This is a genomic window from Lutimaribacter marinistellae, assembly GCF_042648365.1.
In the GTDB taxonomy this organism is placed as follows: domain Bacteria; phylum Pseudomonadota; class Alphaproteobacteria; order Rhodobacterales; family Rhodobacteraceae; genus Lutimaribacter_A; species Lutimaribacter_A marinistellae.
The window spans coordinates 453393-466024 of record NZ_JBHRXI010000016.1 but is presented as its reverse complement, the minus strand read 5'-3'; the positions used below and the strand labels follow the sequence as shown (position 1 = coordinate 466024).

Annotated in this window: 9 protein-coding genes; 7 read left to right on the top strand and 2 right to left on the bottom strand. The window is 59.1% G+C overall.

Annotated elements, in window-relative coordinates; all coding sequences use genetic code 11:
* The first annotated feature begins 14 nt into the window (after positions 1-14).
* Positions 15-3719: a beta strand repeat-containing protein gene (locus ACFORG_RS16310; RefSeq protein WP_386736575.1), complete on the top strand. Its 3705-nt coding sequence runs from the start codon at positions 15-17 to the stop codon at positions 3717-3719.
* Between the two features lie 229 nt (positions 3720-3948).
* Here the strand turns inward: ACFORG_RS16310 and ACFORG_RS16305 are convergent, their stop codons facing one another.
* Positions 3949-5250 (bottom strand): glutamine synthetase, encoded by a 1302-nt coding sequence (locus ACFORG_RS16305; RefSeq protein WP_386736574.1) that lies wholly within the window; start codon positions 5248-5250, stop codon positions 3949-3951.
* Positions 5247-6092 carry a MurR/RpiR family transcriptional regulator gene (locus tag ACFORG_RS16300; protein ID WP_386736573.1) on the bottom strand — a complete coding sequence of 282 codons (846 nt, stop codon included), beginning with the start codon at positions 6090-6092 and terminating at the stop codon, positions 5247-5249. The genes ACFORG_RS16305 and ACFORG_RS16300 overlap by 4 nt, the downstream gene beginning before the upstream one ends.
* 80 nt (positions 6093-6172) lie before the next feature.
* Here ACFORG_RS16300 and ACFORG_RS16295 point away from each other — a divergent pair, with 80 nt between their 5' ends.
* From ACFORG_RS16295 to ACFORG_RS16270, 6 genes are read left to right on the top strand one after another with little or no spacing between them, the layout of a single operon-like run.
* Positions 6173-6946 (top strand): N-formylglutamate amidohydrolase, encoded by a 774-nt coding sequence (locus ACFORG_RS16295; RefSeq protein ID WP_386736572.1) that lies wholly within the window; start codon positions 6173-6175, stop codon positions 6944-6946.
* Positions 6943-7587, top strand: a complete 645-nt coding sequence (locus ACFORG_RS16290) for an isochorismatase family cysteine hydrolase (RefSeq protein ID WP_386736571.1) — start codon at positions 6943-6945, stop codon at positions 7585-7587. Before ACFORG_RS16295 ends, ACFORG_RS16290 begins: the two co-directional genes overlap by 4 nt.
* Positions 7587-9452, top strand: coding sequence for a branched-chain amino acid ABC transporter ATP-binding protein/permease (locus ACFORG_RS16285; protein ID WP_386736570.1), 1866 nt, complete (start codon positions 7587-7589; stop codon positions 9450-9452). The genes ACFORG_RS16290 and ACFORG_RS16285 overlap by 1 nt, the downstream gene beginning before the upstream one ends.
* 19 nt (positions 9453-9471) lie before the next feature.
* Positions 9472-10620: an ABC transporter substrate-binding protein gene (locus tag ACFORG_RS16280; protein ID WP_386736569.1), complete on the top strand. Its 1149-nt coding sequence runs from the start codon at positions 9472-9474 to the stop codon at positions 10618-10620.
* Positions 10621-10624: 4 nt separating this feature from the next.
* Entirely contained in the window at positions 10625-11350 is a 726-nt protein-coding gene (locus tag ACFORG_RS16275) for an ABC transporter ATP-binding protein (protein ID WP_386736568.1), read from the top strand.
* 3 nt (positions 11351-11353) lie between these two features.
* On the top strand, positions 11354-12241 hold the full coding sequence (locus ACFORG_RS16270; RefSeq protein ID WP_386736567.1) for a branched-chain amino acid ABC transporter permease: 888 nt from the start codon (positions 11354-11356) through the stop codon (positions 12239-12241).
* Positions 12242-12632: the final 391 nt, after the last annotated feature.

The window sequence follows — 12632 nt, the reverse complement described above, 5'->3', positions numbered from 1 at the left end:
AGGGGAGGACACGCATGGCCGACTATCCTGTTACCAATCACTATGCCAATGGCACCGAAACGCTGACTGGCGGTAGTGCAGACGATCGCCTGATCTTTACCTATACGATCCCCGACAGCGGTGTCTCGACCGGGTACTTTGCCGGAGATCTTGCCAGTGGCTATTCGGGCGTTCTGGATGGCCTGGGCAGCAACAACGTCTGGTTTGCAGGATTTCAGCATTTCACTTTCAACACGACCGTCACCGGCAACGAAAACCTGCATACGGGCGATGGCAACGACATTCTGAATACCGGTGCGGGCGATGACGTCATAAACAGCGAAGGCGGTAACGACCAGATCAACGGGGGAGCAGGCAACGACATCTGGATCGCGGATCACGGTGACCAGAGCTCGGCCTTTTCCATCGATCTGAATGGTTTTTCGACGTTCCTCACCACTGGCTCGGTCCAGAATATCGAGGCGATGCGCCTAACGACCGGGAACGGCAATGATGTCCTGACAGGCCACGCCTCCAGCCGGATGACGGACAATATCTTTGCGGGTGCCGGCGCTGACGTGATCACGATGCACATCGGAGGAGATGACACCGTTAATGGCAGCCTGGGGTCTGATCGTCTGATCGTGACAAACAACCTTGGCGACGACCTGGGGGGCGTATCTACGGGCTATTGGAACACGGGTGCCGAAGACGGGTATTCGGGCGTCTTCGATGGCTCCGGTGGTAACAACCTCTGGTTCAACAACATCAACCACTTCACCTTTGTCGATAACAGCAACGGAAACGACAATATCCGGACCGGGGACGGCAACGACTCCCTGTCAGGCGGCGGCGGGAACGATACGCTGAACAGCGGTTCCGGCAGCGACACCGTGGATGGCGGCTCGGGTACGGATTACTGGATTGCGGACCACTCGTCGGCAGGTGCACTGGACCTGAACCTGAACCAGTCCTCGGCACTGCCGAGTGGCGGCTCGGTGGTTAACATGGAAGGATTCAACGTCACGACCGGCGCGGGCAACGATACCCTTACCGGTCATCTCGACAGTGTCATGAACGATGTTGTCACGACGAATGACGGCGATGATCTGATCACAATGCGCCAGAATGGCGATGACACTGTCAATGGCGGCGAAGGCTCGGACCGTCTGGTCGTCATCAACGACCTTGGCGATGGCAGCGGCGGCGTGTCGACCGGGTACTGGAACACCGGAGCTGTCGATGGCTTTTCTGGCGTCTTCGATGGCTACGGCGGCAACAACCTCTGGTTCAACAACATCAACCACTTCACCTTTGTCGATAACAGCAACGGAAACGACAATATCCGGACCGGGGACGGCAACGACTCCCTGTCAGGCGGCGGCGGGAACGATACGCTGAACAGCGGTTCCGGCAGCGACACCGTGGATGGCGGCGACGGAAACGATCTGTGGATCGCCGATCATTCTGGTCTCAGCTCAGCGCTGGAAATCGATCTGAACGGGACCTCCGCCCTGCCTGGTCTCGGACTGGTCCAGAACGTGGAGGCATTTCGTCTTCAAAGCGGTAGCGGAAACGACACGCTGAGCGGTCATGAATCCAGCGGCATGATCGACATCGTCAGGGCCAATGGTGGTGACGATGACATTCGCATGGCCATAGGAGGGGACGACTCTGTTTACGGGGGATCGGGCTCCGATCGCCTTACGGTTCACATCGGATTGGGCGAAGGCGTCAGCACCGGGTACTGGAACTCCGGTAGCACCGATGGCTATTCGGGCGTTTTCGACGGGTTGGGTGGAAACAACCTGTGGTTCAACGATATTGACCATTTCACAGTCACCGACGCTGTTGGCGGCAATGACAATATCGTAACCGGTGCCGGAAACGACATGGTGTCCAGTGGCGCCGGCGATGACGTTCTCAACACCGGAAGTGGGCGAGATACCGTAGATGGCGGTGAAGGCACGGATCATTGGATCGCAGACTTCGCCGACCAGACTTCGCCCCTTTCCATCGATCTGAACGAAGTATCCACGTTGCTGGGAACAGGCTCAGTGCGAAACATGGAAAGCATGGATGTCACCGGTACGGCCGGGGACGACCTGCTCACCGGGCATCAGACGAGCGCGCGTCGTGATCGGTTGGATGGCGGCGGAGGAAACGACAGCTTCCGCATGTGGCTCGGCGGCGATGACTCCGTTTATGGCGGACAAGGCAATGACGTGCTGAGAGTTACCGATGCCCTTGAACTTGGAGATGTCTCTTTCGGCTACCTGTCCCAAGACGAAAACGGCTTTTCCGGCGTGGTCGACGGGTACGGCGGCAACAATCTCTGGTTCTACGGCATCGAAAGCTTCGGCTTCGTAGCGAGCGGCGACACAGACAACCGGTTCACCACCGGTGCGGCGGACGATACCCTGGATGGCGGGCTCGGAGACGACTGGCTCAATTCGGACGGCGGCGATGACAGCCTGATGGGGGGTGCCGGGGACGATACCCTTCTTGGCGGGAACGGTGACGACACGATCGAAGGTGGAAGCGGTAAAGATCAGGCCATCATCGACTCCAATAGCGGCGATGCGGCGGTCAGCGTCGTGACCGGGGGGATACAGGTCACCTCGGCGGCGGGCGTAGACCTCATTCGCAACACCGTTGAAACCGTCGTGTTCAACGACATGTCGATGTCCTACGACGAACTCGGAGGGCAATCGAACAATGAACCCAATGGCGCGGTGACCATCACCGGCGACTTGGTGGCAGGTGAAACCCTGACAGCCGACACCTCGACACTCAGTGATTCCGATGGCCTTGGAGTTTTGTCGTATCAATGGCTGCGTAACGGCGCTGACATAGCAGGTGCGACCGGGCAAACCCATCAGCTGACCGCTGATGACGTTGGCGCGGCAATGAGCGTACGGGTGAGTTACACTGATGGGCTGGGAACAAACGAAACCGTCACCAGCGCCGCGACCGACCAAGTCGCGAGCGGCGGCCTTATGCTGACCGGTACACCACAAGTCGACACGCTTACGGGATCCTCTTTCAACGACACGATCGACGGGTTGGCAGGAAATGACCGGCTGATCGGTCTTGAGGGAGATGATGAGATCGATGGTGGCGTCGGGGCGGATACTCTCAACGGAGGTGACGGCAACGACACACTCACCGGCGGCCCTGACGGCCACGAGGCCGACCAGCGCGACGTGATCTATGCAGGTAGCGGCGACGATCTGGCAGTGGGCGGCGGCGGCAACGACCAAATGTTCGGCCAGGAGGGTAACGACACGCTCGCCGGCGGGTTCGGTGCCGATGAGTTGCAGGGCCAGGACGGAAATGACGTGATCACTGGCGGCGCGTTGTCGGACCTCGTCTTTGGCGGAGCGGGAGACGATTTCGTCAATGGCGGGTTCGGGTATGACCGCATCAACGGCGGCGATGGCGCTGACCGGTTCTTCCATCTTGGCGTGGCCGATCATGGCTCGGACTGGGTGCAAGACTATGATGCGACCGAGGGCGATGTCCTGGTTTTCGGTCAGGCCGCGACGCCGGATCAGTTCCAGATCAACCTTGCACATACGGCGACGCCCGATGGGGTACGCTCGGGCGACGCGTCCGTCCAGGAGGCGTTCGTGATCTATCGCCCGACGGGGCAGATCATGTGGGCGCTGGTCGATGGCGAGGGCCAGGAGAGCATCAACCTCCAGATCGGTGGCGAGGTGTTCGACCTGTTGACTTGACGGCCTCTCCAACCTCCTGGCTACAGGCTGCTTCACGCTCAGTAAGTGTTACGATCCTGCATAGCGAGTTACCCGCGGTCGATATGTGCCGCTGGTTGCTCCACCGGCCGCGGATGCAGCATGCGTTCACGCTTGTGACGATGGCGCGAAACGCTACGTAAACGCCCTGCCCGCCTCAGGGCGATAGCGTCCCACAAACGCGACGGAGGGCCCATTTGGTGCTTCATCGTCAATACGTCTGGCTGTAGGCCAAGCATTGCGCGGCGGTGTCCATCTCGGCCACATGTTCGATCTCGGCGCGCTTGTGGGCAAGGTAGACAGGCGCAAATACCTTTGGGAACCATCCACGCACTGTCTCATTGGCCTCGAACCGTTCCAGCGCGCTTCCGAGCGTTTCGGGAAGGCGGATAAACCCCCGCGCATCAAGGTCTGCAGGTGGCAGCAATGACAGGTCTTCTTCGGTCGGCGCAGGCGCACTCAAGCCATCTTCGATCCCTTGGCATCCAGCATGGACAATGGCGGCCAGCGCAAGATGTGGACAGGCTGCTGCATCTGCCGCGCGGTACTCAATGTTGAATTGACGTGCAATGCTGGCGGGATCTTTGGCGGTGACGGGACAGACACGCAGTGACGCTTCGCGATCGCGAAAGCCGAGATTGTTGTAGGCGGCGGACCAGCGATGCGGAGTCAATCGCAGGTATGACACAACCGACGGCGCTGTCAGCGCAAGGATGCTGTCGAGATAGGTCAGTACACCGGCAGAAAACGCCGCCGTCAGGTTCGACATGCCGCAAGGACCGTTTGAATCATAGGTCGCGGGTTCACCCCTAGTGTCAAGAAAACTCATGTGGATGTGCACACCGTTGCCCACGCTGGAAGCGTCCAGGATGGGTGCATAGGAAGCGTGCTCCCCGGCATGGCGCGCAGTGGAACGGGTAAGTTCGCGCACAATCACCGCCGCATCTGCAGCGCGAACGCCGTGTTCAGGACCGATGACAACCTCGTATTGGTTGGGGCCGTATTCCTTCATAATGCTGTCAGGGCTAAGGCCAGCCGCCGCAAGGTTAGACATCAAGTCTTCGCAAATCCCGCGCTGGGCTTCGAAACCGGCTCGGCCGTAGGCCTCATTCGGCAGCGTTTCGCCTTTGATCAGTTGGAATTCATGCTCGAACGCTGCCAGAAGGGAAACGCCGCCGATGCGTTGCAACCGCTCGAGCGCGCCGCGCAATATGGCGCGTGTGCAGAGATCCCACGGCTCCCCTTCGAGCGTGACGATATCACCCAGCATGAAGCGCTCTACACCATCGTCGAACTGTGCCGTAACGCCTGCGTTGTTATCCGGGATCAACAGCAAGTCACCCAAGGCACCGAATGGGCTTTCGGCGATGCGATCGAAACAGGTGATCTGAACATTGGTCGGTGTCCAACCAACGCCGCGCTTTAACCTTTTGTCCAGTTGATCGGCGGGAAAGGCTTTGCCTCGGACCTTGCCAGCCAGATCGCAGGTTGCGGCAAAGATCAGGTCGGTCATGTCTTGGTCTCCGTTATCAGGGCGCGGGTTGCATCCCACATTTCGATACGTTCGCGCGTCTGTTCCCAGGTCAGCTCTGCAATACGCGCGACGATGGCCTCGACGATGGCCAGCGCTGCGGCATAGCTGTCCCAGATCGTGCCCGTCTCGATCGGTACCGCCAGCACCTCTGCCGCGTGATTTTTGATTGGGGAAAGCCAGCTGTCGGTCAGCAGCACGATCTTTACGCGTTTCCGAGCCATTGCTTGTGCAAGACGTTCCAACGCATGTTCGTAGCGTCGGAAGTCCACCAGGAAAACCACGTCCCCCGGTTTCATTTCCAACAGGTGGACCGGCCAGGACTCGGGATCGCGCGCTATGTGGTGCACGTTTTCGCGGGATTGCGCGAGGTGAAAGGTCATGTGCCGTGCAATGGTGTCGCTGATCCGACCGCCCATTGCGAAGACTTGTCGACGCGGATCCGAAAGAAGCGCAGTGATACGGTCGAATTGACCGTCTGTGATGGCGTCCCCGGCGGATTCAATTTGAGCCGCGGCCCGTGCCAGGAAGCCCGCAAGAAAGCTGCCTTCGATCCGGGTACTCCGGTCATGCAAATCGACCGGCGAGATATCACCACTGCGCAGCTCTTCCAGCAGTTTTCGCTGCATATCTGCATACCCGTCCAACCCCAGCTTGATCGTGAAACGGGAAATGGACGCAGCAGAGACACCGGCCTCTTCGGCAAGCTCCTGGATGTTTAGCAAACCCTTGAAAGGGTAATTCGACAGGAGCGTTGCGGCCAATTTCCTCTCTGACTGGGTGAGGCTATCGGAGGCTGCACTGATGGTCGTTCTTACTGTCATTTCACCAGAATGATGAAAACAATTTTTCAGTCAATCAAAAATTGTTGACATAGAAAACAATTTTTCCAACGCTGAAGGCTATGTCGTCCAACGCAGTCACATCGATTCTCAGTGATTCCGACCCATCCCCGGTGTCGATTGTAAATGCCGAGTCGCACGCACCAGTCCTGTTGCTCTGCGAGCATGCCGGCCAAGCAATACCAAAATCGCTGGCAAAACTGGGGGTATCGCAGAATGTAATCGACAGTCATCGAGGCTGGGATATCGGTGCGCTTGCCGTTGCGCGGGATGTCGCCTCGCACTTGAACGCTCCGCTTGTGATCCAGGCTTACAGCCGACTTGTGATCGACGCGAACCGCCCGCCGGACAGCCCACACGCCGTTCCGGTAGAGGTCGATGGTGTCACTATTTTCGGCAATGTGGGGATCACCCCCGAACAGCAGCTTCAAAGGGTCGAAGAGATTTTCGCGCCGCTTGATAACACCCTCATCGACATGATGCGCACTTTGCAACCGAAAGGTTGCTTTTCAATCCATTCCTTCACCCCGATCATGGACGGCAACTCACGGCCTTGGCATGCCGGCTTTCTCAGTCGCCGCGACATGAGCACGGCGCATGCGCTCTTGGAGGCCATCGCGCGACAAAAGCCGGGGCTGACCATGGCGGTGAACCAACCCTATCAGATTGATGATGAGACCGATTGGTTCATCCCGCGACATGCAGAGCCCAGTGGCGCGGCTCACGCCCTTATCGAAATTCGCAATGATCTGATTTCCGATGCACAGGGGGCTGCCGAATGGGCAAGGATGATTGCCCACGCGATATCGTCCGTCATGCAGGAGACAGGAACATGACACTAACCCGCGACGTTCCGCTTGTGCCGGATCAATCTGCGCTTCTTTTCATCGACGTGCAGAATTTCTCGGCCGAGCGCGACGGGGCCGAGTTCAAAGGGTTGTCCCCGAATGATTTCGAAGGGAAATACGGATGGTATTTCGACCAGTTGGACAGCCGCGTTATTCCAAACATGCAAGCGATTCAAAAGGCTGCACGGGCCGCTGCCGTAGAAGTCATGTATACCACTATCGAGAGCCTGACGCTGGATGGCCGGGACCGCTCCCTCGATTACAAGATCACCGGGTTCAACGTTCCGAAAGGCAGTTGGGACGGCAAGGTCATTGACCGGATCGCGCCGGAAGTGGACGAAATCGTGTTGCCCAAGTCATCGTCGTCGGTTTTCGTCTCGACCAATATCGACTACATCTTGCGTAACCTCGGAGTACGGCAGCTGGTCCTTGCGGGCCTGATCACGGACCAGTGCGTCGAGAGCGCAATCCGCGATGCCTGTGACCTTGGATACCTGGTCACGCAGGTAACCGACGCCTGTTTGACCTATTCGCAAGAACGCCACAACAACTCGTTGAGCGCGATTAAAGGCTACTGCCGTCAAGTGACCAGCGCCGAGTTGATCGGGGAACTTAAGGCGGGCGGCTGATGAACGGCGAGCCGCTTCGCGCCCATCCGGCCCAACTTCGTGCGGCCAACGTGGCACGCACATTCGCTGCGCTTGGGGTGTTGATCGGCACAGTCGCCTTCCTGACATTGGTTTTCGGACGAACCGGAGAGCGCATTGCCGTTCTGATGTGCGTGAACGTGGCAGCAGTGGTCGCCTTGGCCATTTATTGCGGGAATACGGGCATCGTGTCGTTCGGGAATGGCGCGTTCATGGCTCTGGGGGCCTACCTGTCGGGTATCCTGACGATGCCCGCAGGATTGCAGCGCAGTGCATTGCCGGATTTGCCCGCGTGGCTTGCCGGCTACGAGTTGAGCGTTTTGGGTGCTTTGCCCCTTGTCCTGTTGGCAGGCCTGACCTTTGCACTGCTCACAGGAAGCGCAATTTCGCGGCTGCTTGGGCCGTCGGCAGCAATCGCGACACTCGGGCTTTTGATCATCGTCCATAGCATTGCCATCAGTGCGCGCGAGTTCACCCGCGGCAGCCAGACATTTTACGGCGTACCAAGGGTAACCGATCTGACCTTTGTTCTGATCGCAGCCATGCTGTTTATTCTGATCGCCCGGCTTTTTCGCGAAAGCCGATGGGGTTTTTTTGCCCGTGCTGTCCGAGATGATGAGGACGCGGCGACCGCTCTGGGAATCTCGCCGAGGCGTGCGCGATTGGTGGCGTGGACCTTGTCCGGTACTCTGGCCACCGTCGCGGGGGCACTTTACGGGCATATCCTGGGCGCGTTTTCACCGGCGTCGTTCTATCTCAGCCTCGTCTTCGCCCATGTCGTCATGATGATCGTCGGCGGCATGAGTTCCGTAGGCGGTGCCGTCGTCGGCGTTGTGGCGGTCACCCTACTGCAGAACACGGTAAGAAACCTCGAAGGCGGTATCACCCTTGGTAGTGTTACCCTGCCCGAGGTCTTTGGCCTGACGACCGTCTCTTTGGGTATTGCCATCCTGTTGGTCATTTGGCTGCGCCCCCAAGGTTTGGTTGGAAGCTTTGAGCTGGGTCCCGGTGCCGGCGCGCGGATGTTTCAGCGTATCAAGGGCACTGCCAAGGCCGCTCCGGCGCCTCGTCCCGTGACATCCGAAACACTTGAAGCGCGCGGCCTTTCGAGGGCGTTTGCCGGTGTCCAAGCAGTGGCCGATGTCAGCTTTGACGTGCCTGCAGGCCGGATCACGGGGTTGATCGGGCCGAACGGGGCCGGCAAATCGACCTTGGTCAACCTGATCACCGGACAATACAGCGCTGATGCCGGGACCGCGGAAATCGATGGCACAAGCCTGACTGGCTTGCCAAGACATCGCATCATCAAATACCGCGTGGCCCGCAGTTTTCAGAACCTGCGCCTTTTCTCTGGCCTGACCGCCTTTGAAAATGTGTTGGTTGCCGCACTGGCCGCTGGATTCAGCCGCAAAGATGCCAATGCCATCGCGTTGCGCGAACTCGACGCGTTTGATCTGCGCGACATTGCCGCAATGCGCGCCGAAAACCTGCCATACGGCGCACGCAAGCGATTGGAGATTGCCCGGGCTCTGGCGCAGGACCCGGCCATTCTATTGCTGGACGAACCGGCGGCCGGGATGAACCCGGCGGAAACGGATGATCTTGCCGACCGGCTCATACGCATCCGCGAAGATCGCAACATCGGCATCCTGTTGATCGACCATGATCTGCGCTTTGTCAATCGTCTGTGCAGCCATATCATCGTGATGAACCGGGGCCAGAAGATCGCCGAAGGCACCCCCGAAGAGGTGCGCGCCGACCCTCACGTAATCGAAGCTTACATCGGTCGCGGTCGGGTGGCCCGTGCTGCCGATACCACTCCTCCCAAAGAAGTCCTAGCCAACTAAATCTTTGAAAGGAAACAACATGAAGATGAAATCACTTTTGCTTGGCACCGCCGTCGCGGCACTCGCTAGCGCAAGCTTTGCCGAGGAGTACGTTATCGGCGTAATGTCGGCACAATCTGGCTACCTCGCCCCGTATGACGGTCCTGCCTACGCCGGTTTCAAGTTCTGCATGGACGAGAAAATGGCCAATGGAGGCCTGAATGGGACAATACCTGTCAGATTGATCGTGAAAGACACGCGCTCCGACATTGCGTTTGGTGTGCAGGTCGTGCAGGAGATGCTTGATGACGGCGCGCAGTTCATTGTGTCTTCCGCCGACGCCGACCCGACCATCGCTGCCGCTCAGATCACCGCCCCCGACATGGTGCCAACAATGACATTCGCTGGCACGGCACCTGTTTTGACGCAGGTCGGCCCGCATGTATTCGGCAGCTACCCCGCCGACAACCAGCAAGGCGCGGTATTGGCTGGCTATGCGCGCGATCAGGGCTTCGAGAAAGCCTGGCTGCTTACCTCGCCAGACAGCGCCTATTCGCTTGGTGGACCGCGTTACTTCGGTGAGGTCTTCAAGACACTTGGCGGCGAGGTGGTTGGTGAGAGCACTTATAGCCTAAATCAGCCCGACTTCTCCGCCATCGTAACGAACATCCAGAACGCGGAGACCACTCCGGATGTTATCGTCACATGGGCATGGGAACCGGACTTCCCCGCATTCATTCGCGCCTTGCGAGGAGCTGGCGTCGAGACGCAAGTAATGGGCGGCGATGTACTTGACACACCTACGGTGCGCGGTTTGGGCGAGGTGGTCAGTGGAGTCGTTCACACATCGGGCGGTTTCCCGGACGAAGGCTCCGCCTATGCCGATTTCATCACACGCTTCGAAGAAGCGACAGGCACCAAACCGGACAACAACTACTACGTGAACGGATGTGACATCGCCGACATGATCGAGCAAGCCGTTGCAGCAGCGGGCACGACCGACCCAGCGGCCGTCAGCGCCGCCATGGCCGAGATCGAGAATGGCGAGGCCACCATGTCAAACTTCACCTTCAAGGGTACAGATCGCATGCCTCTGCGCGAGGTTGTCGTGGCCCGGATCACCGCAGATGGCGAAAAGGAGTTCGTCCTGCGCGAGATGGCGGATCCCGAGACCCTGCCAAAACCCTGATCCGATGGCCGATCAGATGAATCCGATCCTCGAGGTTGAGGCGCTTGATGTGCGTTACGGACCTGTCAGGGCCGTACGCGGCATCAGCTTTGGCCTCTCCACGGGAGGGATCACTGCGCTGTTGGGTGCAAATGGTGCCGGTAAATCAAGTACGTTGATGGCGATTGCCGGTGTCGTTCCGGTGACTTCCGGGCGGGTCACTCTTTTCGGCCACACCACGACCAAATCCACTCCCGACGCCATCGTGCGCTCGGGTGTGGGCATCTGCCCAGAAGGTCGGCGCATCTTTGCCTCGCTGACGGTTGAGGAAAACCTGATCGTAGCGGGCACAGCTTTGGCGACGTCGCCAGTCGCTGCCAAGCGCCGCGACGAGATGATGGAGCGCTTCCCCATTCTGGGCGAACGCCGCCGCCAACTTGCGGGGCTGCTGTCGGGCGGGGAACAGCAGATGCTGGCCGTTGCCCGTGCCCTGATGGGGGCACCTCGGCTGCTCTTGATGGATGAGCCTTCGCTCGGGCTTGCCCCGCAGATGGTCGATACGATCTTTTCCATCATTGAAGAATTGCAGAACGAGGGCATCTCGATCCTGCTCGTCGAACAAAACGCGGCGCTTGCTCTGGAAGTCGCAAGCCACGCTGTCGTGATGGCCAATGGAGAAATCGCAGGCCAAGGCGCGCCTTCCGACCTGGCGAGCGACGAACTTCTGAAATCAGCGTATCTGGCAGCCTAAGCGATGGATCAACTGGTACAACAACTCATCAACGCGCTGAGCCTCGGCGGCATCTACGCGATGCTCGCACTTGGTTTGGCCATCGTTTTTTCCATCGTCCGGCTGATCAACTTTGCCCACGGAGAGATCATGACCTTCGGGGGGTATGGCATCTTCCTGTCCATGCTTTTGGGTTTTCCGCCGGTGGCCGCACTGTGCATGGGATTGGGCGCTGCGGTTGTCATGGCTCTTGCGATGGAACGAACGGCCTTTCGCGTCATGCGCGGCGCTGACGTGATTTCGCTTTTGATCACGAGTTTCGCGGTGTCGGAAATCCTCAAGGTGCTGTTTCAAAACGGTATATCGGCTCGCCCCGTGCCTATCTCGTTTCCGGCTGCGTGGTCCAGCTCTTACAAGATCGGCGGATTGACGATTGGTGTTGCGCCGACGGCCTCGATCATCGTGACAATCCTGTCGCTTGGCTGTTTGACCTTTGTTCTTCGGCGTCTGGCAATCGGGATGGCGATGCGCGCCGCCGCCGAGGATTTCGATATGTTGCGCATGCTGGGCGTTCGGGCCAATCGGGTTGTGGCAGCGGCATTTGCGATCTCGGGTCTTCTGGCTGGGGTCGCCGCCGTGATTTGGACCGCGCAGCGCGGTTCCGTTGATCCGATGATGGGGTTCTTTCCGGTGCTCAAAGCCTTCATTGCAACCGTTCTTGGCGGTTTGGGCAGCCTGGGTGGCGCCGTTCTGGGCGGCTTTGTCGTTGGCACGCTCGAAGTGCTCACGCAAGCATTCCTGCCGGACTCGCTTGCCCCTTACCGCGATGCCCTCGTCCTGAGCGCTGTTATTGGCGTGCTTCTTGTGCGGCCGGACGGGCTCTTGCCAGCCCGAAGTGGCGCACGTTCGTAGCCAAGTTTCAAGGGCGGTTGGGGCGGGATCCCGCGACGGTGCTGCAAGCTCAGCTTTAACCAGCCTCCGCGAAGGCACGAGGCCGTCCCTTGTTCCGCGCGTAAACCGCCCCACTCGGCCGGAGCCGCGCGACGAAGTCGTTTGCAGTCCTATCATTCATTGGTCAAACTGCGCTCCGAACTGAAGTGATCAATACCCGAGGTGTGGGAGGTGGCGAACCTCTGCAAGCTCCACATGCGCCAAAACCGGAGCAACGCTCTCCCGCCGCCGGAATGGGAAATACGCGTCCTCTGCCCGATCGCTCACCCACATTCCCGTTTCCAGGCTGACAGCAGCACCAATTACCACCGGTGCGGTCGTCCAGCACGGCAAAAGTTGGTTGCTACGGTTC